This is a genomic window from Microbacterium alkaliflavum, assembly GCF_044325405.1.
Classification (GTDB): domain Bacteria; phylum Actinomycetota; class Actinomycetes; order Actinomycetales; family Microbacteriaceae; genus Microbacterium; species Microbacterium alkaliflavum.
In genome coordinates, this window is record NZ_JBIQWL010000008.1 from 26,831 (window position 1) to 50,699 (window position 23,869).

Consider the following 23,869-nt stretch of genomic DNA (forward strand, 5'->3'; position numbering starts at 1 on the left):
CCCCGCACGGCGAGGTGCGGGAGCCGTGCGTCTCAGCGGCTGAGCGGCTCGGGCACCGACGCGAGCAGCCGACGGGTATAGGGATGCCGCGGCTCGGCGAGGAGCTCCGCCGTGGGGCCCTGCTCGACGATCTCTCCCCGGCTCATGACGAGCGTCTGCTCGCACACCCGCCGCACGACCGCGAGGTCGTGGCTGATGAACAGGAGGGTGAGGCCGCGCTCGGCGCGGATGCGCGCGACGAGGTCGAGCACCTGCGCCTGCACCGAGACGTCGAGGGCGCTCGTCGCCTCGTCCATGACGAGCACGTCGGGCTCGACAGCGAGCGCCCGCGCGATCGCGACGCGCTGGCGCTGGCCGCCGGACAGCGTGCGTGGGCGAGCTGCGGCGTGCTTCTCCTCGAGCCCCACCGAGGTGAGCAGCTCGACGACGCGCTGCCTCGCCGCATCCCGCGACCTCGCCCGGCCGTGGAGGCGCAGCGCGTCTTCGATCGCGCGCCCGGCCGTGATCCGAGGGTCGAGAGACAGATACGGGTCCTGGAACACCATCTGGACGCTCTGTGCGTGGGCGCGGCGCTCGTCGCGCGTGCGCGGTACGATCGTGCGCTCCCTGCCTGCGACGCGGATGTCGCCGGTGTCGGCCTGCTCGAGCCCCACGATCATGCGCGCGAGCGTCGACTTTCCCGAGCCGGACTCCCCCACGATCGCGAGCGCGCCGCCGGCAGGCACCTCGAGGGAGGCATCCTTCACCGCCACGACCGGCGGCTTGCGGCGGGGCGTGTAGGTCTTCCCGAGACCGCGGACGCTCAAGAGGGCCTCGCCGTCGACCTCCTGGGGCGCGTCCAGGAGCGGCGCCGTGAGCGACGGCGTCGCGGCGACGAGCCGCTCGGCGTACGCCGTCCGCGGCGTGAGGAGCACGGTCCGCGCCGGTCCCTCCTCCTCCACGGCCCCCGCGCGCATGACCACGAGGCGGTCGCACAGCGACGCGGCCAGGTTGAGGTCGTGCGTGATGAACAGCAGGCCCATGCCCCGGGCATCCCGCAGCTCCTGCAGGAGTGCGACGATGTCGGCCTGCGTCGTGACGTCGAGCGCCGTCGTCGGCTCGTCGCACACGAGCAGCGTCGGATCACTCGTGAGGGCGCCCGCGATCATCACGCGCTGCAGCATCCCGCCCGACAGCTCGTGCGGGTACTGCGAGCAGTGGTCCTCGGGCCGCGGAAGCCGCACGGCGGCCAGCAGCTCGAGTGCACGCTCCTTCGCGGCGGCGCCGCCGACCCCCTGGCAGAGCCGCAGCGACTCCGTCATGTGGTCGCCGATCGTGCGCATGGGGTTGATGCCCGCGCGCGGGTCTTGGAAGATCATCGCCGCACGGCGGCGGCGCACGTCGAGCAGGTCGCGGCCGCCCGCGCCGAGCACTTCGAGACCGCCGACCCGCACGGAGCCGGTGGTCCGGGCGCGGTCGGGGAGGAGGCCCAGCACGGAGCGCGCGGTGAGGGACTTGCCCGATCCGGACTCTCCCACGAGCCCCACGGTCTCGCCCGCCGCGACGGACAGCGAGATGCCGCGGAGCAGCTCGGTGCCGTCGGGCAGCGCGAGCGTGAGCGCATCGATGTCGAGCAGGGTCATCGTGATCCGCCTCCGACCCGGCGGGACAGCTCCTCGCCGATGATGTTGACCGCCACGACGACGATCACGACTGCGACGGCCGGCGCGATGGCGGGCATGAAGTGTCCGCCCGCGAGCCCCGCCTGGGCCTCGTTGATCATGGCGCCCCAGTCGGGGGTGGGCGGCTGCACGCCGAGGCCGAGGAACGACAGTGCAGCGAGCTCGGCGAGCACGTAGCCGAAGTTCAGCGTCGACTGCGCCCCGACGACGGGGGTGACGTTGGGCAGCACGCGACGCACCGCGATCCAGGCTCCCCCGAAGCCCTGCACGCGGTACGCCGCGACGTACGACCTGTTGCGCTCGGCCGTCACGAGCGTGCGGGTGAGCCGCGCGACGAACGGGATGTACGCGATGCTCATGGCGATGACCGGGGCGACGAGGCCCTTGCCGAACAACGCCACCGCCATGATCGCGATGAGCAGCGACGGGAAGGCGAAGACGACGTCGAACAGGCGCCCGAGCGTCGCGTCGAGCCATCCGCCCCGCCATCCCGCGACGAGGCCCAGGAGCGCGCCCAGCGCCGTCGAGAGGATGACGACGAGAAGCGGTCCGAGCAGGGCCGTGCGGGCGCCGTAGATGAGACGGCTCAGGATGTCGCGCCCGAGCGCGTCCGTGCCCAGCCAGTGCGCGGGGCTCGGCGCGGCGTAGACGGCGCCGAGGTCGACGGCTTCGGGGTCGTAGGGGGCGACGAAGGGCGCGAAGATCGCGGCGAGCGCGAAGATCACGAGCACGGCGACCGCGACGAGGAAGAAGGCATCCGTCCGCGTCGCACGCGGAGTGCGCAGGACGCGGACGGCGATCGTGGGAGAGGTCATCGTGCACCCGCCCCCGCCGCCGTGCGCGGATCGATCCACGGCTCGAGCACGTCGACGATCGCGTTGACGACCACGAAGGCCGTCACGACGAGCAGCACGATCGCCTGCACGACGGGGAAGTCGAGCCGGTCGACGGACTGCACGAGGAGCGAGCCCATGCCCGCGAGGCCGAACGCCGACTCGACGATCGAACTCGCGACGATCAGGCCCGCGACGAGGATGCCGCTCACCGTCACGATGGGCCACAGGGCGTTGCGGAACACGTGCCGCCGCACGACGGCGCCGCGCGAGAGCCCGCGGCTCGTCGCGACCTCGACGTGCTCGCGATCGAGCTGCTCCACCATCGCCGAGCGCGTCACCTTCGCGACGAGCACCGTGAAGACGATCGCGAGCGCGACCGACGGCAGCACGAGGTGATACACGGTGTCCCAGAACCCCTCCCCCGACCCGAACGACGGGAACCAGCCGAGCTGCACCGAGAAGACCGCGATGAGCACGATCGAGCCGACGAAGGACGGGATGGCCGCGAGGATCGTGAGCGCGATGAGCACGAGCCGGTCGCCCGAGCGGCCCCGGTCGAGCGCCGCGATCGTGCCGAAGCCGAGTCCGGCGATCGCGATCATGAGACCGGCCATGACGACGAGGCCCAGCGTGACCGGCAGCCTGTCGCCGATCACGGTCGTGACGTCCTGCCGGTACTGCAGCGAGCGGCCGAAGTCGCCGTGCAGGATGCCGCCGACCCAGTTCAGGTACTGCTGCCACGGCGGCAGGTCGAGCCCGTACTGCGCCGTCACCTCGGCGATCGCCTCGGGGCTGGGCTTGCGCCCGCGCAGGAGGAAGTCGACGGGGTCGCCCGGCACGAGGAAGCGCGAGAAGAAGATGAGCAGCGACGCGAGGAAGAGGGTGAGCAGGAGCCCACCCAGCTTCCCCGCGACGCGACGGACGGCGATCATGCGGCCGACCCGGCGATCAGGACCATCGGGCGCTACCGCGCGCCGATGGTCGCCGCCCACGGGTAGTAGAGGTACGCGATCGACGGCGCGGCGCCCGTGATGCGCTTGCCGAGGAACAGCGTCGTGGGAGCCGAGTAGAGCGGCAGCCACGGGAGCTGGGCGTTCGCGATCTGCTGCGCCTTGACGGTCTCGGCGCTGCGTTCGGCCGGGTCGTCGATCGCCATGGCGGTGTTCACGACCTCGTCGAACTCGGGATCGCTCCAGCCGCCGTAGTTGCTGAACTCCCCCGTGCGCAGCACGGCGTACATCTCGAGCGGGTCGGGGCTGGACAGGTACCAGTTCGTGTAGAAGAGGTCGACGCCCTCGCGTGCGCTCGGGTCGGAGAACAGCGCCGTGTACGCGCCGGGGGTGACCGACTCGATCTTCGCCTTCAGGCCGATCGACTCCAGCGCGGCTGCCGTGGCCTGCGAGATGACGGCGAACTCGCCCGAGATGGGCGCCGTCATGATCGTGACCTCCTCGCCCGCGACGCCGGCGTCCTCGACGAGCTTCTTCGCGGCGGCGAGGTCGTAGCCATACCCCTCGACATCCGTGAACGCGCTGTCGACGGCCGCAGGATCGGCGCCGACCCAGACCGACTTCGTAGTGAGCACATTCGTCACCTCGCCGATGCCCGCGCCCGCGGCATCCAGGATCCCCTTGCGGTCGAGGGCCATCATGAGCGCCTGACGCACCTTGAGGTCTCCGAGGGGGCCCTGCAGGTTGCTGACGACGAGGCTGCCGACGGCCGACGTCAGGCCGAAGTACATGTCGCCGGCCTTCGACCCCTGCAGCTGCTGCACGGCCGACGACGGGATGAGCCACGAGCCGTCGACGTCGCCCGACGCGAGCGCATTGACGCGCGCCGTGGGATCGGCCATGAAGACGAACTTCACCTGCTCGGCGTGCGCCTTGAGCGAGGGATCCCAGTACCCGTCGTAGCGCTTCAGGGTGATCGACTCGCCCGCCTTCCAGTCGGCGAGCTCGTACGGGCCCGTGCAGTTCACGCCGCCCGTCGAGTTGCCGTAGTCGGCGCCCTTCGCGGAGAGGGTCGCGGCCGACTCGATGACGCCGGCCGAGCTGCCCATCGCCAGGTTGAACTGCACGCCGGGCACCGAGAGGGTGACCGTGACGTCGCGGTCGCCGGTCTGCTCGATGGATACGACGTTCTGATACGAGGAGTACCAGAACGATCCGACGGCGGGGTCGAGATGACGGCTCATGGATGCCACGACATCGGCCGCCGTGAGCGGGGTGCCGTCGTGGAAGGTCACGCCGTCGCGGATCGTATAGACGAACGTCTCGGGCGTCGGATGGGCCACCGACTCGGCCAGACCCGGGCTCAGCGTGAAGTCGGGGTTGAGGCGCAGCAGCGACTCGCACACGTTGGCGAGGATCTGGTTGTCGGCGTAGTCGAACGCGTAGGCGTAGTCGAGCGAGAACGGCTCGGCGTACGACGCCCACGTGAACGAGTCGATGTCGCCCGCCGGGGCGGGCGTCGAGTCGGAGAGCTTCCAGTCGACGGGGGTCTTGTCGGGGGTGTCGGATGCCGCGCACCCGCCGACGACGAGGGCGATCGCGGCCGCGGCCGCCGTGGCGGCGAGCGCGCGGGGAAGAGTCGGGCGGGTCATGCTGCTTCCTCTGCGGTGTCGGAGGCGAGGTAGGCCGGACGCCCCTCGATCCAGGTGGACAGGACGGTGGAGCGGTGGATCTCGGTCGCGGGGACGGCGAAGGGGTCAGGGGAGAGCACGACGAGGTTGGCGAGGTAGCCCTCACGGATCCAGCCCGTGTCGTGCTCGCGATGGTTCACGTAGGCCGTGCCCGACGTGTACGCGGCCATCGCGGTCGCGAGGTCGAGGCACTGCCCCTCGCCGCCGAGCGGCTCGGCGCCGGAGCCGGGGAAGCTGCGGTTGACGGCGACATGGATGGCGTCCATGGGGTCGGCGCTCGAGACGGGCCAGTCGCTGCCCGCCGCGAGCTTGACGCCCGCGCGCACGAGGTCGCCGAACGGGTAGTGGCGCTGCTCGGCCCCTTCTCGCAGGAACGGCAGCGTCAGCTCGTCGAGTTGCGGCTCGTGCGTCGCCCACAGCGCCTGCAGGTTCGCGACGGCGTCGGCCTGCGCGAACCGCGGCACCTCGGCCTCGTCGACGACCTGGAGGTGGGCGAGGTGGTGCCGGCCGTCGCTCGGACCGTTGGCGGCGCGCGCGGCCTCGACGGCGTCGAGCGCCTCGCGCACGGCGCGGTCGCCGAGCGCGTGGAAGTGCACCTGCATGCCGGCGGCGTCGAGCGCCGTGACGGCTCCGCGCAGGAGCGCCGGGTCGACGAACGAGAGCCCGCTGTTGTGCGTCACGTGGCCGTGGGCGTCCTTGTACGGCGAGAGCATCGCCGCGGTCTGGTTCTCGGCCACGCCGTCCACCATGATCTTCGTCGTCGTGATCGTCAGGCGCTCGGCGGGAACCTCGGCGGCGAGTGCGTCGCGGCGCGCTGTCATGCGCTCCACCTGCTCGAGGCCGCCGTCGCGCTCCCACCACTGGGCGCCGTTGACATGGACGAGGAGACGCCCTTCCTCGATCGCGCGACGGTAGGCCTCGATCGGGTCCGCGATGATGCTCGCGGTGCCGACCATGGCGTCCTGCCAGCCCGTGATCCCGAGCGCGATGAGCTCGTCCTGGGCCGCGAGCAGACCGCGGAACGCGAGGTCGTCGCTGTGCGGCGGGCGGACGTCGTTGAAGAGATCTCCGGCGCCCTCGTGGAACGTGCCCGCGGGGTGGCCGTCGGCTTCGCGCTCGATCCAGCCGTCGGCGGGGTTCGGCGTCGAGGCGTCGATGCCGGCGAGCCGGATGGCTGCCGTGTTGACCCACGTGCTGTGGTGGTCGCGGCTCAGCAGCAGCACGGGGCGGTCGATGTCGTCGAGCAGGGCGCGGCTCGGCGCGCCGCCGGGGAAGTGGTCCATCGACCAGCCGCCGCCGAGGATCCACGCCTCTGCGGGGTTGGCGGCGGCGTAGGCCTTGACGCGTGCGACCGAGTCCGCGGCATCCACCGACCCTGCGAGGTTGCACTGCAGCAGCTCCATGCCGCCCGCGACCGGGTGGATGTGGGCGTCCTGGAAGCCGGGGCTCAGGAGTGCCCCGTCGAGGTCGACGACCTCGGTGGCCGGGCCGACGAGGTCCCGCGCTTCGGTGTCGGGCACGATCGCCGAGATGCGGTCGCCGATGACGGCGACCGCGTGGCCGGCGAGGGGGAGGCCGGCGCCGGTGAAGATCCGGCCGCCGGTGAACAGGACATCTGCGACTGCCATAGTCGCCTCGCTTCCGTGAGTCGTCACTGGGGGATGCTGAGGAGAGTAGGTCTTCGCCAACATCGCTGTCAACGGCGTTGACAGGACTGTGACATTCGGTCCTAAAGTGGAACCACACCGAACACTTCGACTGCGAGGAGGCGATGATGTCGATCGAGCGAGCGCCGTCCGCGCGCGCCGGCAAGGCCCGGCTCGACCGCGAGACGATCCTCGCGGCCGCGCTCGAACTGGCCGCGACGCCCGGCGTATCGGCGATCTCGTTCCGCGAGCTCGGCGCGCGGCTCGGGGTCGATCCCACCGCCGTGTATCGGCACTTCCGCAGCAAGGACGAGCTGATGAAGGCGCTCCTCGACCACATCACCGCGGTCGGGCTCGCCGAGATCGAGGTGCCCGCCGAAGACTGGCGCGGGCGGCTGCGCGAGCTCGCGATGATGACGCTGCGGCAGTTCGGGCGCTACCCCGCCATCGGTGTCGAAGCCGTGGTCCTGACGACGAACGGACCGGGAGAGCACACCGCCATCGAGATGACGCTCGACGCCTTCGCCCGCGCGGGCCTGGAAGGCGACGATCTCGTGCGCCACTACGCCCTGCTGGCCGGACACGTCCTCTCGACGAGTGCCAACATCGCCCGGGCCCGCGCCGAGCGCGGCGGCGAATGGGACGGCATGTGGCTGGGTGAGGCGATCCTCGCCGACCCTCGGGAGTTCCCCTTGATCGCTGCGCACAGCGCCCTCCTCGCCGAGGTGCGCGACGAGGAGACGTACCTCGCGGGCGTCGACATGATCCTCGACTCGGCCGAGCGGACGGCCGCCGCACGAGGCTGATCTTTTGGCACGATGGGGAGATGAGCGACCCTCAGGCCGAGACCCCGCACCTCGATCCCGACATCGTGCTGTGGTCGGGCGAGCCCGCCGGCCGCCCGCTCCTCGTGCTGCTGCACGGCTATGGCGCCGACGAGCGCGACCTCTTCGGGCTGGTGCCCTACCTGCCGGCCGAGTTCGCCGTCGCGGCCGTGCGCGCTCCCCTGACTCCCCCCTGGCCCGCGCCCGGCTACTCCTGGTATCCGATCGAGGGGCTCGACGGCCAGAGTCCGAATCGGACGACGGATGCCGCCGCCCGCCTTCTGCACTGGCTCGACGCCGTCGCCCCCGCGCCCTCTCCGGTCGGCCTCCTCGGCTTCTCGCAGGGTGCGGCGGTGTCGCTGCAGGCGATGCGGCTCGCCCCGGAGCGCTTCGCATTCGCCGTCAACCTGTCGGGCTACGCGACGCCCGGCGACCTCCCCGGCGACGCGGCGCTCGCCGAGCGCAAGCCGCCCGTCTTCTGGGGCCGCGGCACCAACGACGACGTCATCCCCGGGCACCTCGTCGCGCACACCGTCGAGTGGCTCCCGGCGCACGTCGATCTGAGCGGCCGCGTGTACCAGGGCCTCACGCACAGCGTCTCCGAGCCCGAGCTCGCCGACGTGCGCGTCTTCCTCGACAAGCAGCTCGAGGCGCTCGCCGGCTGACCCGACCCCGCGGCCGCCCCCGGTCCCCGAGCTTGTCGAGGGGTCGAGCCCGAACCCGCGAGGTGCGCGGGGTCGCAGCATCCATTCCCCTCCCAGCCCGGGTTCGCTATGCTGGCTCGGTCCTTGTCCCGAGTGTGAGGAAAGACGTTGACGGAGATCGTCGCGAACGCGCTGTGACCACGCGCTGATCCGTCGATCCCCCTGTCCGTCATCCCGAGGACATCTTCGACGCGAGTCTGCGCCCTGATCCGCGCTGACCCGTCGACCTCCGCCGCTTCCCGGCCCGGCTTCACGCCTGCGCGCTTCGCGGCTCCTCGGTGTCAGTGCATCCACGACACCGAGGAGACCTCATGCCATTCCGCACCCAAACCCCTTCCGTCGTCCTCGACGACATCACGTTCACCTGGTCCGACGGGCAGACCGCCCTCGCCGGCGTCTCCGGCTCGTTCGGGTCCGGCCGCACGGGCCTCGTCGGCCGCAACGGCTCGGGCAAGTCGACGCTGCTGCGGCTCGTCGCCGGCGAGCTCGCACCCGACACGGGCCAGATCGTGCGGCAGGCCGATGCCGCCTACCTGCCGCAGCAGCTGACGCTCGACGTCGACCGGCCCGTCGCCGAGCTGCTCGGCGTCGCCGACACGCTCGCCGCGCTCCGCGCGATCGAGGCGGGCGATGTCGACCCGCACCATTTCGACGCCGTCGGGTCGGACTGGGACGTCGAGGCACGCGCTCATGCCGCCCTCGCCGAGGCGGGACTCGCCCCCGGCATGCTCGACCGATCCATCGGCGAGCTGTCGGGCGGCGAAGCGATGCTGACGGCGATCGCCGGCGTGCGGCTGCGCGGCGCGCCCATCGCGCTGCTCGACGAGCCGACCAACAACCTCGACCGCGAAGCGCGGGCGCGGCTGTACGACATGGTCCGCGGCTGGCGGGGAACGCTCGTCGTCGTGAGCCACGACACGGCGCTGCTCGAGCTGATGGACGAGACCGCCGAGCTGTACGAGAGCGAGCTGTCGGTCTTCGGCGGCCCGTACTCGCAATGGCGCGCGTGGCTGGATGCCGAGCAGGGCGCCGCCAAACAGGCCGAGCGCGCCGCCGAAGCGGCCGTCAAGCGTGAGAAGCGACAGCGGATCGAGGCCGAGTCGAAGCTCGCGCAGCGCGCCGCGATGGGTCGCAAGGCGCAGCACGAGAAGCGCGTGCCCGGCATCGTGGCGGGCAACCGCGCGAGTGCGGCCCAGGTGTCGGCCGGCAGGCTGCGCGGCGAGAAGGCCGATCGCGAGGCCGCGGCGCGCGCGACGCTCGACGCCGCCGAGCGACGCGTGCGCGACGACAGCTCCGTGCGCATCGACCTGCCCGACCCGGATGTGCCGGCGGGACGGCGCATCGCGACGATCGGCGACGGCTCACGCTCCTGGATCGTCCAGGGGCCCGAGCGGGTCGCCCTTGTCGGCCCGAACGGCGCGGGCAAGACGACGCTGCTCGAGCGGCTCGTCGGGGCGCACGGCGTCTCGGATCTCGGCGGGGCGCACGGCGTCCCGGATCTCGGCGGGGTGGGACTTCCGGAGAACTCGCAGCCCGGAATTCCGGGGCCGTCGGCGGCCGGAGTCATGTTCAGCCGAGATGCGGCACGGGCCGAGGCGCACACCGATCGCATCGGCTACCTGCCGCAGCGCGTCGACGGGCTCGACGATGCGGCATCCGTCCTCGAGAACGTCGCGGCGGCCGCGCCGAACGTGCCGACGGCCGAGCTGCGCAACCGGCTCGCGCGGTTCCTCATCCGAGGAGACGCCGTGACCCGGCCCGTCTCGACGCTGTCCGGCGGCGAGCGGTTCCGGGTCGCGCTGGCCCGGCTGCTGCTCGCCGACCCGCCGCCGCAGCTGCTCCTGCTCGATGAGCCGACGAACAACCTCGATCTCGACACGGTCGACCAGCTCGTCGATGCGCTGTCGGCCTACCGGGGCGCCGTGCTCGTCGTGAGCCACGACGACGCGTTCCTCGAGCGCCTCGGCGTCGACCTCGTGCTCGAGCTCGATCGGGGCGGAGCGCTCACAGAGCGGTGATCTACCGGTGCGGGGGCGAAGGGGGCAGGATGGGCGCATGGCTGCGCTCGTCCGTCCCCGCTCCGGTCGCGTCATCGGCGGCGTCTGCGCCGCGATCGCGGATCGCTTCGAGATGAGCCCGCTCGTCATCCGGGTGCTCATGGTCGGCTCGGTCGTCTTCTTCGGCCTGTCGCTCTGGCTCTACCCGCTGCTCTGGCTGCTGATCCCGCTCGCGCGCGACTAGCCGTTCCCGCCTGGTGCGGGATCCCGCATCAGCGACGAGCGGGCTCGCGCAGCGAACCGTAGCGCTCCATGCGATGCCAGCGCAGGTGCGTGCCGGCGAGCGCCGTGAACACGGACTGCACGACCACGAGGTACATGAACTGGCGGTAGACGAACTGCTGCAGCGGCAGGGTCCACAGGGACTTCGGCGACTCGCCGTCCAGCGCGAAGGCGAACAGCGCCATGAGCATCTGCACCAGCAGGAACGCGAGCCAGACCACGAGTACGTGCGGCGCGTCGAGGAAGAACAGGCCGTACAGCGCGAAAAGGTCGACAGCCGGTGCGAACAGCGGCAGCAGCACCTGGAGCACGAGCAGATAGCCGAGCCCACGCCGCCCGAGCGTGCCCGCCGCCCCCGACTGCGTGACCGCGCGGCGATGCTTCCACATCGCCTGAAGCGTGCCGTAGCACCAGCGGTAGCGCTGCTTCCACAGCGCTCCGAAGCTCGCGGGCGCCTCGGTCCAGGCGATCGCATCCTCCTGGTAGACGACGCGCCAGCCGTCGCGTCCGATCGCCATCGTCAGGTCGGTGTCCTCGGCGAGGGTGTCGGCAGGCACGCCGCCGATGCGCTCGAGCACCGAGCGGCGGAACGCCCCGATCGCACCCGGAACGGTCGGCATGCACTCCGCGACGTCGAAGAGCCGCCGGTCGAGATTGAACCCCACGACGTATTCGATGTGCTGCCACGAGCCGAGGAGGCCGTGACGATTGGCGACCTTGGTGTTGCCGGACACCGCACCCACGATCGGGTCCGCGAACGGACGCACGAGGCGCCCGATCGTCTCAGGCTCGAAGACGGTGTCGCCGTCGATCATGACGATGAGCTCGTGGGATGCCTCGCGCAGCCCCGCGTTGAGTGCGGCGGGCTTGCCGCCGTTGGCCTGGCGGATGACCCGTACTCGCGGGAGCGCGAGGGCCTCGACCAGGTCGGCGGTCCCGTCCGTCGAGCCGTCGTCGACGACGAGGATCTCCACCTCGTGCGTCGACGCGGCGATCGATCGCACCGCCGCCTCGATGCCCGCGGACTCGTTGTGAGCGGGCACGATGACCGTCACGGGGTCCCAGACGTCGTGGCGCCACTCGCCGAGCTCGCTGCGCGTCCGGCGCACGTGGCGGATCGCAGCGCCGACGACGAGCACGGCGCGGATGAGGAGGATGAGGCCGCTGATCGCGAGCATCCCCACGAGCACCGCGACGATGACTTCACTCGTCGTCGCACCCACGATCACGACCGAGCCTGCCGCGACGTCGGCGGGACGCGCGGCCGTCATCGTGTCGTCGAGCCCGACGGCGTGGCCCACCGTCGTCACTTCATAGCCCCCGGACTCGAGGCTCGTCAGCAGCGCGTCCAGCGCCTCGACCGTCTCACTGCGGTCGCCGCCGCCGTCGTGCATCAGCACGATCTCGCCGTGGCTTCCGCTCGGCATCGCCGCGTCGACGATGGCCTGCGCGCCCGGGCGCGTCCAGTCGCGACTGTCCGTCGTCGACAGCACGGAGAGGTAGCCGTCGTCGGCCGCCGACTGCATGGCGCTACAGGCGGAATCCGACACGGCGGCGTTGGTCGCGCTGTACGGAGGTCTGAACAGCGACGTCGTCACGCCGCTCGCCGCGGCGAGCACGCGCTGAGTCGTGCCGAGTTCGAGCGACCGCGCCCACTCCGGGAGCGTGCCGAGGTCGACATGCGTGAGCGTGTGGACGCCGATCTCGTTGCCGTCGGCCACGATCTCGCGGACGATGTCGGGATGCTCGATCGCGGCGCTGCCGACGACGAAGAATGTCGCGTGCACTCCGTGCTCGCGGAGGATCCGGAGGATCTGCGGAGTCCACTCCGGATCGGGACCGTCGTCGAACGTGAGCGCGACAGTCCGATCCCGCGGCGAGGCCGTGCGCGGATCGGCCGAGGCGTCGATCACGGGCCCGCCGGTCGTGATCGCGGCGGGCACGTGTGATGTCGCGGTCGATTGTGCGGCGGCATCCTGCCCCGGCGACGCGCGGTGCAGCACGCCGTGCACGAGGAGAGCTGTCGCCAGCCCCACGATGAGCACCGCGAGGGCTATCCAGTGGATGCGGGCGCGCGGGGATGCCGCGGCGCGGCGCGCGGCGCGCCGCGTCGGAGCGATGGAGGTCACGGCTTGCCGGGCGGCGTCGGGGCGTTGGTGCGACCGGGAGCCGACGCGCTCTTGCCATGCTCCTCGGCCGTAGGCGTGGGCGCCGGCGCGGACGTCGCCTGGGGAGCAGCCTGCGCGGGCGTCGGCTTCGATACGGGCACGGCATCGGCAGGCGGCACGGGCTCCGCCGCGGGGACGCTCGGCGACGGCGTGTCGGACTGCGGCGTCGGTGTCGCCGCGACGACGGGCACGGGTGCGGGCGGGGCCGCGATGGGCGGAGGCAGGAGCGGCGAGCGCACGGCCGGCGCACCGAGCAGTGACGCGATCGCGAGCACGAGATAGGCCGCGACTGCCGCGATGCCGACGACGACGAGGATGCGCATGCCGCGCAGTCGCCGACCAGAGCGGTTGACGAACACCGGCGACTGCGCGGCGCGGGCCTCCGCTCGCGTACGCGGGCGTGCCGACGTCGATTCCATACCGCTCCGACAAGACGCGTGCCTGTCCGGGCTGCAGGCACGAGTCCCGATTTTACGGCGGCGGCACAGCCGAAGCCCGGGAGAATGCTCCAATCACCAGGAGAAATCTCTCATCTTCGCGCGCCCGATGTCGGTGGCCCAGGCGATGATGGAGAGATGAGGGAGGTGCTCGAGCGGTTCGGTCCCGCCACGCAGGACTGGTTCCGCGGCGCGTTCGCGCAGCCGACGTCGGCGCAGGCGGGCGCATGGGACGCGATCTCCGCCGGCAAGCACGCACTCGTCGTCGCACCGACCGGGTCGGGCAAGACGCTGTCGGCTTTCCTCTGGGCGATCGACCGGGTCTTCCACGAGAAGCAGCCCGCGACGCAGGCGCGCCCACGTGGTAGAAAGGCCGAGGCCGCGGCATCCCCCACCCGCGTCCTGTACATCTCGCCGCTCAAGGCGCTCGGCGTCGACGTCGAGCGCAACCTCCGCTCCCCGCTCGTCGGCATCGGGCAGTCGGCGCGTCGGCTCGGCATAGCGCTCCCCGACGTCTCGGTCGGCGTGCGCTCGGGCGACACGACGTCGAGCGATCGACGCAAGCTCGTGACGGCACCGCCCGACATCCTGATCACGACGCCCGAGTCGCTCTACCTCATGCTCACGAGCCAGGCGGGCCAGACCCTCGCGGGCGTGCACACCGTGATCGTCGACGAGGTGCACGCCGTCGCGGCGACCAAGCGCGGTGCGCATCTCGCGGTGAGCCTCGAGCGACTCGACGCCCTGCGCGAGTCGCTTCAACCCGGCTCGCCGCCGGCCCAGCGCATCGGCCTCTCGGCGACCGTGCGGCCGATCGACGAGGTCGCGCGCTTCCTCGGCGGGGCGGCGCCCGTCGAGATCGTCGCGCCGAAGGCATCCAAGACGTTCGACCTGTCGGTCGTCGTCCCCGTCGACGACATGCTCAACCCGCCCCCTCCGCCTGGTGAACCGGTCGTCGAGCCCGCCGAAGCCGACGGCGAGGACTGGTTCGCGTCTCCGCGGCCCGAGTCGACCGAGATGACCGGCTCGCTGTGGCCGCACGTCGAGGAGGCGATCGTCGACCGCATCCTGCAGAACACGTCGACGATCGTGTTCGTCAACTCCCGCCGCCTCGGCGAGCGGCTCACGGCGCGACTCAACGAGATCTACTCGGAGCGGCTCGGACTCGACCTTCCGGAGCCGACGATCCCTGCGGCCACCATGGCGCAGGCCGGGTCGACGGCCGGCGCGGCGCCCGTGCTCGCGAAGGCGCACCACGGCTCGGTGTCGAAGGAGCAGCGGGCGCAGGTCGAGGAGGAGCTCAAGTCGGGCGTCCTGCGCTGCGTTGTGGCGACCTCGAGCCTCGAGCTCGGCATCGACATGGGCGCCGTCGACCTCGTCATCCAGGTCGAGGCGCCGCCGTCGGCGGCATCGGGACTCCAGCGCATCGGACGCGCGGGGCACCAGGTCGGCGAGATCAGCCGCGCGGCGCTGTTCCCGAAGCACCGCAGCGACGTGCTGCACACCGCGATCGTCACCGAGCGCATGCTCGCAGGGCGCATCGAGGCGATCGCCGTGCCGCAGAATCCGCTCGACATCCTCGCGCAGCAGACGGTCGCCGCGTGCGCCGTCGGCCCGGTCGATGTCGAGGGCTGGTACGAGACCGTCAAGCGCAGCGCGCCGTTCCGCGCTCTCCCCCGCTCGGCGTACGAGGCGACGCTCGATCTGCTCGCGGGGCGGTTCCCGTCCGACGAGTTCGCCGAGCTCCGGCCGCGCGTCGTGTGGAACCGCGACCTCGGCGTGCTCACCGGACGGCCCGGCGCCCAGCGCATCGCCGTCACGAGCGGCGGCACGATCCCCGATCGAGGCCTGTTCGGCGTCTTCGTCGCGGGCGAGTCGCAGAACGCGCGCGTCGGAGAGCTCGACGAGGAGATGGTCTACGAGTCGCGCGTCAACGACGTCTTCACGCTCGGCACGACGAGCTGGCGCATCGTCGAGATCACGCATGACCGCGTCAACGTCGTGCCCGCATTCGGCCAGCCCGGCAAGGTGCCCTTCTGGCATGGCGACGGCCTCGGCCGCCCCGCCGAGCTCGGCGAAGCCCTCGGCGCGTTCGCCCGCGAGGTGTCGACGGCGGCGCCCGAGGCCGCCGAGGCACGTCTGCGCGACGCCGGCCTCGACGACAACGCGTCCGGAAACCTCCTCGCCTACCTGGCCGAGCAGCGCGAGGCGACCGGCACGCTCCCGACCGACAAGTCGCTCACCGTCGAACGCGGGCGCGACGAGGTCGGCGACTGGCGCGTCATCCTGCACTCCCCCTTCGGCATGCCCGTGCACGCCCCCTGGGCGCTCGCCGTCAACGCACGCATCCGCGAGCGGCTGGGGGTCGACGGGTCGGCGGTGGCGAGCGACGACGGCATCATCGCGCGGATCCCGGATGCCACGGCCGAGCCCCCCGGCGCCGAGCTGTTCGTCTTCGACCCCGACGAGCTCGAGCAGCTCGTCACCGACGAGGTCGGCGGATCGGCCCTCTTCGCCTCGCGCTTCCGCGAGTGCGCGGCGCGCGCCCTGCTCATGCCGCGGATGAACCCGAACCGCCGGAGTCCGCTCTGGCAGCAGCGCCAGCGCTCGGCGGCGCTGCTCGAGGTCGCGCGGAGGTATCCGACCTTTCCGATCATCCTCGAGACGCTCCGCGAGGTGCTGCAGGACGTCTACGACGTCCCGGCGCTCCTGGGCATCGCACGGGGCATCGGCGAGCGCCGCATCCGGCTCGTCGAGACCGAGCCGGCGCAGCCGTCGCCGTACGCCCGCGATCTGCTCTTCGGGTACGTCGGCGCGTTCATGTACGAGGGCGACTCGCCGCTCGCCGAACGGCGTGCCGCGGCGCTCTCGGTCGACCCCGCGCTGCTGTCGGAGCTGCTCGGCAAGGTCGAGATGCGGGAGCTGCTCGACCCCGCCGTCATCGCGCAGTTCGAACGCGAGGCGCAGCGCCTCGACCCGGAGCGCAAGGCGCGAGGCGTGGAGGGCGTCGCCGATCTCCTCCGCATGCTCGGTCCGCTCGACGCGGCCGACGTCGCCGAGCGCCTGGAGCCCGCCGACCCGCCCGCCGGCGCCGAGCCGCCGGTCGCCGACGCGCCGCGGTTGACCGGCGAGGCATCCGCTCATCTCGACGCCCTCATCGCGGCCCGCCGGGCCATCCCCGTGACGATCGCCGGCGTGGCGCGCATCGCGGCGATCGAAGACGCGGGGCGCCTGCGCGACGCGCTCGGCGTCGCGCTGCCGGTCGGCATCCCCACGGCGTTCCTCGACCCGCTCGCCGACCCCCTCGGCGATCTCGTGGCGCGGCACGCCCGCACGCACGGGCCGTTCGCCGCCGCCGACATCGCCACGCGATTCGGGGTCGGCGTCGCCGTCGTGCGGCAGACGCTGCAGCGGCTCGAGTCGCAGGGCCGCGTGTCGAGCGGGTTCTTCCTGCCCGACCCGTCCGCGGGATCCGCCACCGGCTCCGCTATCCGGGGCGACGATCTCGAATGGTGCGACACCGAGGTGCTCCGGCGGCTCAGGATGCGGTCGCTCGCCGCGATCCGCGGGAGTGTCGAGCCGGTCTCGCAGCATGCGTATGCCCGCTTCCTGCCCGTGTGGCAGCACCTCGCCCGCCCGCTCGAGGGGATCGACGGCGTCGCCGCCGTCATCGACCAGCTCGCCGGCGTGCCCATTCCGGCGAGCGCATGGGAGTCGCTCGTGCTGCCGGCCCGCGTCGCGGACTACGCGCCCGGCATGCTCGACGAGCTGACGGCGACGGGAGAGGTCGTCTGGTCGGGGCATGGCTCACTGCCGGGGCACGACGGCTGGATCGCCCTTCATCCCGCCGATGCCGCACCGCTGACGCTCACCCCTCCCGACGACGAGATCGCGCCCGGCAGCCTCGAGACGCAGCTGCTCGAGGCGCTGTCCGCGGGCGGCGCGTACTTCGCGACGCAGCTGCGTCAGCTCACGGGAGCCGAGAACGAGCTGTCCGTCATCGAGGCGCTCTGGAACCTGACGTGGAGCGGGCGCGTCACCAACGACACGTTCGCCCCCGTCCGCACCCTGCTCACGGGAGGGTCGCAGGCGCACCGGGTGACGCGGCGCACGCCGCGGGCGCGGATGTACCGGGGCGCGGCGGTGCGCACGGTCGCGGCATCCGTTCCTCCCCGGCCGCCGTCGGTCGGCGGGCGCTGGTCGCTGCTGCCCGAGGTCGAACCCGATCCGTCGCTGCGTGCGACGGCGTCGGCGAGCCTGCTGCTCGACCGCTACGGCGTCGTCACGCGCGGAGCAGTGCAGTCCGAGGGCGTGCCGGGCGGCTTCGCCCAGACGTACCGCGTGCTCGCGGGCTTCGAGGAAGCGGGGCACTGCCGGCGAGGGTACGTCATCGAGAAGCTCGGCGCAGCGCAGTTCGCCGCGTCGGCGACGGTCGACCGGCTGCGCGAGTTCGCCGGGCTCCCCGACCCGCCGCCTCTCAACGCCGTGACCCTCGCCGCGACCGATCCCGCCAACCCCTACGGCGCGGCGCTGGCGTGGCCCGCCCTCGAGGGGGTGAGCCACCGGCCGGGCCGCAAGGCGGGCGGACTCGTCGTGCTCGTCGACGGCGCGCTGACCCTCTACCTCGAGCGCGGCGGCAAATCCGCGCTCGTGTTCACCGACGACGGCGAGCGCCTCGCCGCGGCGGCGCGCGATCTCGCGGCGACCGCCCGCAGCCGACGGCTCGACACCCTCACGATCGAGCAGATCAACGGCGCGTTCGTCTACACGAGTCCCGTCGGACAGGCGCTCCGCGATGCCGGGTTCGTCGAGTCCCCGCGCGGGCTGACCCTGCGCCGGCTCACGGCGGGCGACGCCGCGCGCGAGGCGGCGCGCGCCTAGCGATGGTCCGGGATGCCTGAGGGCGACACCGTCTTCCGCACGGCGCGGCGACTCGATGACGTGCTCGCGGGTCGCGAGGTCACACGGTTCGAGCTGCGCGTGCCGCAGGCGGCGACGGTCGATCTGCGCGGCGAGATCGTGCGCGACGTGGTGTCCCGCGGCAAGCATCTGCTGCATCGCGTCGGCGACTGGACGCTGCACTCCCACCTCAAGATGGAGGGTGAGTGGCACGTCTACCGTGCGGGCGAGCGGTGGCGGAAACCCGCGTTCAAGGCGCGGGCCGTGATCGCCGTCGCGGGCTGCGAGACGGTGGGATTCGACCTCGCTGAGATCGAAGTGGTCCCCACCCGAGATGAGGGCCGTCTCGTCGACCACCTCGGCCCCGATCCGCTGTCCGACGCGTGGGATCCGGCCGAGGCCGCGCGCCGCCTCGGCGCCGATCATCGTCCCGCGCACGTCGCGCTCCAGGATCAGCGCAATGTCGCCGGGTTCGGCAACGAGTACGCGAACGAGATCCTGTTCGTGCGCGGCATCCTCCCCACTCGTCCGGCGGATGAGACGGATGCCGCCGCCCTCGTCGATCTGGGCGCCCGCATGATCCGAGCCAATCGCGAACGGATCGACCGCACCTTCACGGGCGACGCCCGGCCCGGCCGCACGACGTGGGTGTACCGCCGCGAGGGCAGGCCGTGCCGCCGGTGCGGAACGCTCATCGAAGGCGGATCTCTCGGCGCAGATCCGACACGTGAGCGCATCGTCTTCTGGTGCCCGTCGTGTCAGCGCTGAGCGAGCCTCATACGCGGCGGACGATCCCTCGACGCGGAACGGGCCGCGACGGCTAGCGTGCTGTCATTCGCCCCGATCTCGCAGGGATGGAACCATGAGGACGACCCCCGCTCCGCGCCGCCCGAGGCGGCCCCTTGCGATCATCGTGGGGTTCGCGGCATCCATTCTCCTGCTGGCCGGATGCGGGCTCGTCAACCTGCCGACGACGCTCCCGTCGCCGACGATCACCCTCCCGTCCGCGACGATCACTCTGCCGACGCCGACGCGCACCGTGCCCACGCCGACGCTCACGGTGGCCGTACCGACGCCGACCATCGCCCACCCGATCGTGACGCCCGAGCCGACCGTCGAGCCGGGGCCGACGGCGACGATCCCCGTCATTCCGGAGCCGACGCCGACCGTCGCGCCCGAGCCGACGGTCGCGCCCGAGCCCACCGTGGCACCAGAACCCACTGTCGCGCCCGAGCCGACCGCGACTCCGACGGCGACCCCGACTCCCACCGCGACGCCGACCCCGACTGCCACGCCGACGCCGACGCCCACGCCCACGTCGACCTCCGAAGCCGCTGCATCGGATCAGGGCACCGCAGGGTGGGTGCCCTGGGTCGTCGGCATCGTGCTCGCCGCGATCTTCGCCGCCGTCATCTACCTGGTCGTGCGACGGCCGCGCGGCACTCCCCCGGGAACCCCCGCGCCCTGAATCGGCGGTGGTGCCACACCTCGAGGCAATCCGCAATGCCCTAGGTGACGAACCCTTTCTGAGGGGTGATGGATGCAAGGCCATGCACGGGAATGAATTCCCGCTCGGCGAGGTTATTCCTGTACTCGGCACCCAGTGGGGCCGCAGGAGGGGACAGTGGGCAAGAACTATATCGACATCGAGAACGACCACGGCGAGACTCTGCGCTACCGCAAACACGCCAACGGCCGAGGCTTGATCGCGCACGGAGCGAAGGTGCACCCCAGCGCCATCGTGGAAGCGGGCGCCTATGTCGAACCGGGTGTGCAGATCGCCGCCGGTGCTCATGTCGGGCGCGGAGTGTGGGTCGAATCGGATGCCGTCATCGGCCCCGATGCCGACATCGCGCCGCACGCGCACATCGGTCCGGGCGCCGCGATCGGCGCCGGTGCGAAGATCGGCGTGCGCACGCAGGTCGGCCGCGACGCCCGCGTCGCGGTGGGCTCGCTGATCGGCGACGACGAGACGATCGCCGACGGCGAGCGGGTCGCCACCGACCGCCGGGGGCTGCGCCTGGCCGCCTGATTCTCCGCGGCCGCTGCGGAGTCGTGCCCGCCGTGCACAACGGCGGGGATTTCGCGCAGCGCGCCGCGCACCCTCGGCGCGCCGGTCGATATCCCCGCAGCTGTGCGCGCTGAGCCGCACCCGCCCCGAGCACAACGGCGGGATTTCGCACAGCGCGCCGCGCACCCTCGGCGCGCCGGCGGATATCCCCGCCGCTGTGCGCGCTGAGCCGCACCCACCCCGGGCACAACGGCGGGGATTTCGCACAGCGCGCCGCGCACCCTCGGCGCGCCGGCGGATATCCCCGCCGCTGTGCGCGCTGAGCCGCACCCACCCCGGGCACAACGGCGGGGATTTCGCACAGCGCGCCGCGCACCCTCGGCGCGCCGGCGGATATCCCCGCAGCTGTGCGCGCGGAGCCGCACCCACCCCGTGCACAACGGCGGGGATTTCGCACGGCGCGCCGCGCACCCCCGGCGCGCCGGTCGATATCCCCGCAGCTGTGCGCGCGTCGGGCACAGTGTCCCGCGGGCGCAAGGCGCTCGCCCGCCTCATCCGTCGAGAGATGGGATGCCACGACCCGCGGCCGCGACGGGTGTCGGACGTCGCCGATAGCGTCGGGGGATGAAGCGGACGATCGGCGTCGTGATCCTGATCGCCGCGGTCGTCGCGGGCACCTGGCTGGTGGCCGGTCGGCTGCATCATCCCGCACCGGCGACACCCGACTCAGCCGTGCCGACACGGCCCGACGACGCGTTCGCCATGACCGTCGTGTCTGTGTGGGATGGCGACACTCTTCGCGCCGTGCCGACGGCGCCGAACCCCGCGATCGCCGAGACCGACGATGTGCGTGTCCGGCTGATCGGCATCGACACGCCTGAGATCAGCGATCCCGCGGAGTGCTGGGCCGAGCAGGCCAAGGCGCATCTCGCCGCGCTCGCGCCGGTCGGCGCCACGGTCTGGGCGGCGTTCGGCGACGATCCGCGCGACCGCTACGACCGCCTGCTCCTCTACCTCTGGACCGATGACGGGCGCTTCATCAACCGCGACCTCGTCGCGGCCGGCGACGCCGAGACGATGACGATCCCGCCGAACGACGACTTCGCCGCGCTCTTGGCGACCAGCGAGGCGCATGCGCGAGCGGCCAGTGCCGGCCAGTGGGGTGCGTGCTCGTGACCCCGCGGATCAGGCGAACAGCAGGAGTACGAAGCCGACGAGCGGAAGCGTGCCCTGCAGGAGCGCCGCGCGCAGATACTTCCGGCCGCTCGAGATCAGCACGAGCGCCGCCGCGACCATCGACCCGAGGGTGAACAGCACGAGGGTCCTGCCGGCGACGTCGGCTGCGGTCCCCGAGCCGTCGGCCCAGAAGAGCACGAGACCGATCGTCGCGCCGATCGCGAGGAAGAGGTTGTAGAAGCCCTGGTTGTAGGCCATGGGCCTGATCGCGTCGGCCGTCGCCTGGTCGGGAACGCTGAAGCGCTTCCAGACGCGGGGCTGCGTCCACTGCACGCTCTCCATGAGAAAGATGTAGACGTGCAGCACAGCTGCCAGTGCCGCGAAGACCGTCGCGATGATCGCCACCATGAGCGAACGATATCGCCCGGGTACGCTGACGGGATGGCGAAGAGCGGTGGTTCGCGCGGCGCGTCGAAGCGCGGACGAAGGGATGCCGCGCCGGGGCGTGCGGCGAAGCCCGGCCGCACGACTCCTCCGAAGGCCGCCGGAGGCAAGACCCGCACGTCCGGGAGCGGCACGGCGGCGAACGACCGCGGCGGTCAAGGCTCGGTGCCGACCACGGATGATCCCCCGGCCTGGCACGCGCCCGCCACGTTCGTGCTCGGCGAGGTGCCCGGGGCGACCCCCGGCAAGTGGGTCGACATCTGGCGAGAGCGGATGCCGCAGGTCGAGCTTGAACTGCGGCCGATCGCCGTGGCGACCCAGCGCGAGGAACTCCTCGGGATCGGCTCGCCGGCCGAGGAAGCACACGATGCAGCCGCCGACACGCCCGCTGCAGTCGCCGAAGCACGCGATGCAGCCGCCGACACGGGCCCCGCAGCCGCCGAACCACACCATCCAGCCGCCGACACGCGCCCCGCAGCCGCCGAACCACACGATGCAGCCGCCGACACGCGCCCCGCAGCCGCCGAACCACACGATGCGGCCGCCGAAGCACACGACGGATCCGACGAGGAGCGCGGACCGGGCGACGAGACCGCGGAGCCGCGAGCGGTCGACTCCGCTGCTGGACCGATCGATGCCGCCATCGTGCGGCTGCCGATCGCTCCCGACGGGCTGCACGTCATCCCGCTCTACGAAGAGCAGCCGGTCGTGGTCGTGTCGAAGGACTCGCACCTCAACGCGGCCGATGAGCTGGAGCTCGCAGACCTCGAGGGCGAGGTCGTCATCGTGCCCGTCGACGACGTGCTCTCCGTCGATGTGCCGGGAGCCCAGGCGCCGGCGTTCGATCCGCCCGAGACGACGGCCGACGCGATCGCGACCGTCGCCGCGGGAGTCGGGATCGTCATCGTGCCGATGTCGCTCGCGCGCCTGCATCATCGGCGGGACGCGGCATCCATCCCCCTTCGCGACGGCCCCGTCTCGCGGGTCGCCCTCGCGTGGCCAGCCGACCGCACGACGCCGCACGTCGAGACGTTCGTCGGGATCGTCCGGGGCCGCACGTCGAACTCGTCGCGCGCCTGACTGCAGCGCACCTGGACCGACGATCGCGGGCACGCGGGTTCATGGGCCTCGCAAGCGGTTCCGCGTCGCCTGCCTGAGCCCGACGTCCCACGGCCTTCGAGATGCACCGACTTCGCCAGAGCCGCTCGCATGACGCGCGCATGACGGCGAGGCGGCGCCGACCACCCCTCCCCGCCTAGAATCGCGCCATGACGCGTGCCCCGCTGCTGTATGTCTGCGTGCGCCCGCAGCAGGGCGCCGCTGAGGCGGAGTACGAGTCGTTCCGCCTCGCGACCCGCCTCGATCACACGATGCTCCACGAGCACGATCTCGTGCGCGAGCCCCTGCCGGCCGACGTGTTCGACCGGTACTCGGGCTTCCTCGTGGGGGGCAGCCCGTTCAACGCGACCGACCCCGAGTCGGCCAAGACCGACGTGCAGCTCCGCCTCGAGCGCGACCTCGAGCGGATCGCCGAACGCGCGGCTGCGGCCGCGACGGCGGCGCTCTTCACGTGCTACGGCATCGGCGTCGTGACGCGCTTCCTCGGCGGCACGGTGAGCCGCGCGTATCCCGAGGACACCGGCGCGACCGTCGTCACGGTGTCGAAGGAAGGACGCCGCGACCCGCTCTTCGGCGAGCTCGCCAACAGGTTCGCGGCCCTGACGGCGCACAAGGAGGGCTCGGCGGTCCCGCCGCCCGGCGGCGTGCTGCTCGCGTCGAATGACGCGTGCCCCGTGCAGGCCTACCGCGTCGGCGATCGGCTCTACGCGACGCAGTTCCACCCCGAGCCGACGACGAAGGCGTTCACGCAGCGGATGGCGGTCTACCGCGACGACGGCTACTTCGCGGCGCACGACTACGACCGGATCGCCTCGCAGGTGCTCGCGGCATCCGTCACCGAGCCGGTGCGGCTGCTGCGCACGTTCGCGCGCACCTTCGGCCCGGAGTCCTGAACCGGCCGGCGCACGTTCGCGCCCACCTTCGGCCCGGAGTCCTGAACCGGCCGGCGCACGTTCGCGCGCACCTTCGGCCCGGAGTCCTGAACCGGCCGGCGCACGTTCGCGCCCACCTTCGGCCCGGAGTC

At 72.2% G+C, this 23,869-nt stretch carries 19 protein-coding genes; 11 read left to right on the top strand and 8 right to left on the bottom strand.

Features of this window, described 5'->3' with window-relative positions:
- Window positions 1-32: 32 nt before the first annotated feature.
- The 5 genes from ACH3VR_RS17710 to ACH3VR_RS17730 are packed head-to-tail and all read right to left on the bottom strand — an operon-like array spanning window position 33 to window position 6,766.
- Entirely contained in the window at window positions 33-1,622 is a 1,590-nt protein-coding gene (locus ACH3VR_RS17710) for a dipeptide ABC transporter ATP-binding protein (protein WP_397557640.1), read from the bottom strand.
- Window positions 1,619-2,476 carry an ABC transporter permease gene (locus tag ACH3VR_RS17715; RefSeq protein ID WP_397557641.1) on the bottom strand — a complete coding sequence of 286 codons (858 nt, stop codon included), beginning with the start codon at window positions 2,474-2,476 and terminating at the stop codon, window positions 1,619-1,621. Before ACH3VR_RS17715 ends, ACH3VR_RS17710 begins: the two co-directional genes overlap by 4 nt.
- Window positions 2,473-3,429, bottom strand: a complete 957-nt coding sequence (locus ACH3VR_RS17720) for an ABC transporter permease (protein WP_397557642.1) — start codon at window positions 3,427-3,429, stop codon at window positions 2,473-2,475. Before ACH3VR_RS17720 ends, ACH3VR_RS17715 begins: the two co-directional genes overlap by 4 nt.
- 32 nt (window positions 3,430-3,461) lie before the next feature.
- A complete protein-coding gene (locus ACH3VR_RS17725) occupies window positions 3,462-5,099 on the bottom strand; it encodes an ABC transporter substrate-binding protein (RefSeq protein ID WP_397557643.1) in 1,638 nt (545 codons plus the stop codon).
- Window positions 5,096-6,766 (bottom strand): amidohydrolase, encoded by a 1,671-nt coding sequence (locus ACH3VR_RS17730; protein ID WP_397557644.1) that lies wholly within the window; start codon window positions 6,764-6,766, stop codon window positions 5,096-5,098. The genes ACH3VR_RS17725 and ACH3VR_RS17730 overlap by 4 nt, the downstream gene beginning before the upstream one ends.
- Window positions 6,767-6,912: 146 nt before the next feature.
- On the opposite strand from ACH3VR_RS17730, the gene ACH3VR_RS17735 reads away from it, so the two are divergent.
- From ACH3VR_RS17735 to ACH3VR_RS17750, 4 genes are all read left to right on the top strand, one after another.
- Window positions 6,913-7,590, top strand: coding sequence for a TetR/AcrR family transcriptional regulator (locus ACH3VR_RS17735; RefSeq protein ID WP_397557645.1), 678 nt, complete (start codon window positions 6,913-6,915; stop codon window positions 7,588-7,590).
- A gap of 20 nt (window positions 7,591-7,610) precedes the next feature.
- Window positions 7,611-8,273, top strand: a complete 663-nt coding sequence (locus ACH3VR_RS17740; protein WP_397557646.1) for an alpha/beta hydrolase — start codon at window positions 7,611-7,613, stop codon at window positions 8,271-8,273.
- A 350-nt stretch (window positions 8,274-8,623) separates the two neighbouring features.
- Entirely contained in the window at window positions 8,624-10,330 is a 1,707-nt protein-coding gene (locus ACH3VR_RS17745) for an ABC-F family ATP-binding cassette domain-containing protein (protein WP_397557647.1), read from the top strand.
- A 37-nt stretch (window positions 10,331-10,367) separates the two neighbouring features.
- Window positions 10,368-10,553 carry a PspC domain-containing protein gene (locus tag ACH3VR_RS17750; protein ID WP_397557648.1) on the top strand — a complete coding sequence of 62 codons (186 nt, stop codon included), beginning with the start codon at window positions 10,368-10,370 and terminating at the stop codon, window positions 10,551-10,553.
- A 28-nt stretch (window positions 10,554-10,581) separates the two neighbouring features.
- On the opposite strand, the gene ACH3VR_RS17755 is transcribed toward ACH3VR_RS17750, so the two are convergent.
- The gene (locus tag ACH3VR_RS17755; protein WP_397557649.1) at window positions 10,582-12,720 is read right to left on the bottom strand and encodes a bifunctional polysaccharide deacetylase/glycosyltransferase family 2 protein; all 2,139 of its coding nucleotides are present in this window, start codon (window positions 12,718-12,720) and stop codon (window positions 10,582-10,584) included.
- Entirely contained in the window at window positions 12,717-13,178 is a 462-nt protein-coding gene (locus ACH3VR_RS17760; protein WP_397557650.1) for a hypothetical protein, read from the bottom strand. The genes ACH3VR_RS17755 and ACH3VR_RS17760 overlap by 4 nt, the downstream gene beginning before the upstream one ends.
- 156 nt (window positions 13,179-13,334) lie before the next feature.
- Here ACH3VR_RS17760 and ACH3VR_RS17765 point away from each other — a divergent pair, with 156 nt between their 5' ends.
- From ACH3VR_RS17765 to ACH3VR_RS17785, 5 genes are all read left to right on the top strand, one after another.
- Window positions 13,335-18,077: an ATP-dependent helicase gene (locus ACH3VR_RS17765; RefSeq protein WP_397557651.1), complete on the top strand. Its 4,743-nt coding sequence runs from the start codon at window positions 13,335-13,337 to the stop codon at window positions 18,075-18,077.
- Between the two features lie 12 nt (window positions 18,078-18,089).
- Entirely contained in the window at window positions 18,090-18,863 is a 774-nt protein-coding gene (locus ACH3VR_RS17770) for a DNA-formamidopyrimidine glycosylase family protein (RefSeq protein WP_397557652.1), read from the top strand.
- Between the two features lie 94 nt (window positions 18,864-18,957).
- On the top strand, window positions 18,958-19,563 hold the full coding sequence (locus ACH3VR_RS17775; protein ID WP_397557653.1) for a hypothetical protein: 606 nt from the start codon (window positions 18,958-18,960) through the stop codon (window positions 19,561-19,563).
- A 156-nt stretch (window positions 19,564-19,719) separates the two neighbouring features.
- Window positions 19,720-20,127 carry a transferase gene (locus ACH3VR_RS17780; protein WP_397557654.1) on the top strand — a complete coding sequence of 136 codons (408 nt, stop codon included), beginning with the start codon at window positions 19,720-19,722 and terminating at the stop codon, window positions 20,125-20,127.
- A 603-nt stretch (window positions 20,128-20,730) separates the two neighbouring features.
- The gene (locus ACH3VR_RS17785) at window positions 20,731-21,282 is read left to right on the top strand and encodes a thermonuclease family protein (protein ID WP_397557655.1); all 552 of its coding nucleotides are present in this window, start codon (window positions 20,731-20,733) and stop codon (window positions 21,280-21,282) included.
- Between the two features lie 9 nt (window positions 21,283-21,291).
- On the opposite strand, the gene ACH3VR_RS17790 is transcribed toward ACH3VR_RS17785, so the two are convergent.
- Window positions 21,292-21,687 (bottom strand): DUF1304 domain-containing protein, encoded by a 396-nt coding sequence (locus ACH3VR_RS17790; RefSeq protein ID WP_397557755.1) that lies wholly within the window; start codon window positions 21,685-21,687, stop codon window positions 21,292-21,294.
- 36 nt (window positions 21,688-21,723) lie between these two features.
- Between ACH3VR_RS17790 and ACH3VR_RS17795 the strand changes: the two genes are divergently transcribed.
- Window positions 21,724-22,806: a LysR substrate-binding domain-containing protein gene (locus tag ACH3VR_RS17795; protein ID WP_397557656.1), complete on the top strand. Its 1,083-nt coding sequence runs from the start codon at window positions 21,724-21,726 to the stop codon at window positions 22,804-22,806.
- Between the two features lie 188 nt (window positions 22,807-22,994).
- The gene (locus tag ACH3VR_RS17800) at window positions 22,995-23,738 is read left to right on the top strand and encodes a glutamine amidotransferase-related protein (protein ID WP_397557657.1); all 744 of its coding nucleotides are present in this window, start codon (window positions 22,995-22,997) and stop codon (window positions 23,736-23,738) included.
- Window positions 23,739-23,869 lie beyond the last annotated feature (131 nt).

Bases quoted from the DNA above. Each gene is read 5' to 3' on its own strand.
- ACH3VR_RS17710 (WP_397557640.1), bottom strand. From the start codon at position 1,622: ATGACCCTGCTCGACATCGATGCGCTCACGCTCGCGCTGCCCGACGGC.
- ACH3VR_RS17715 (WP_397557641.1), bottom strand. From the start codon at position 2,476: ATGACCTCTCCCACGATCGCCGTCCGCGTCCTGCGCACTCCGCGTGCG.
- ACH3VR_RS17720 (WP_397557642.1), bottom strand. From the start codon at position 3,429: ATGATCGCCGTCCGTCGCGTCGCGGGGAAGCTGGGTGGGCTCCTGCTC.
- ACH3VR_RS17725 (WP_397557643.1), bottom strand. From the start codon at position 5,099: ATGACCCGCCCGACTCTTCCCCGCGCGCTCGCCGCCACGGCGGCCGCG.
- ACH3VR_RS17730 (WP_397557644.1), bottom strand. From the start codon at position 6,766: ATGGCAGTCGCAGATGTCCTGTTCACCGGCGGCCGGATCTTCACCGGC.
- ACH3VR_RS17735 (WP_397557645.1), top strand. From the start codon at position 6,913: ATGTCGATCGAGCGAGCGCCGTCCGCGCGCGCCGGCAAGGCCCGGCTC.
- ACH3VR_RS17740 (WP_397557646.1), top strand. From the start codon at position 7,611: ATGAGCGACCCTCAGGCCGAGACCCCGCACCTCGATCCCGACATCGTG.
- ACH3VR_RS17745 (WP_397557647.1), top strand. From the start codon at position 8,624: ATGCCATTCCGCACCCAAACCCCTTCCGTCGTCCTCGACGACATCACG.
- ACH3VR_RS17750 (WP_397557648.1), top strand. From the start codon at position 10,368: ATGGCTGCGCTCGTCCGTCCCCGCTCCGGTCGCGTCATCGGCGGCGTC.
- ACH3VR_RS17760 (WP_397557650.1), bottom strand. From the start codon at position 13,178: ATGGAATCGACGTCGGCACGCCCGCGTACGCGAGCGGAGGCCCGCGCC.
- ACH3VR_RS17765 (WP_397557651.1), top strand. From the start codon at position 13,335: ATGAGGGAGGTGCTCGAGCGGTTCGGTCCCGCCACGCAGGACTGGTTC.
- ACH3VR_RS17770 (WP_397557652.1), top strand. From the start codon at position 18,090: ATGCCTGAGGGCGACACCGTCTTCCGCACGGCGCGGCGACTCGATGAC.
- ACH3VR_RS17775 (WP_397557653.1), top strand. From the start codon at position 18,958: ATGAGGACGACCCCCGCTCCGCGCCGCCCGAGGCGGCCCCTTGCGATC.
- ACH3VR_RS17785 (WP_397557655.1), top strand. From the start codon at position 20,731: ATGAAGCGGACGATCGGCGTCGTGATCCTGATCGCCGCGGTCGTCGCG.
- ACH3VR_RS17795 (WP_397557656.1), top strand. From the start codon at position 21,724: ATGGCGAAGAGCGGTGGTTCGCGCGGCGCGTCGAAGCGCGGACGAAGG.
- ACH3VR_RS17800 (WP_397557657.1), top strand. From the start codon at position 22,995: ATGACGCGTGCCCCGCTGCTGTATGTCTGCGTGCGCCCGCAGCAGGGC.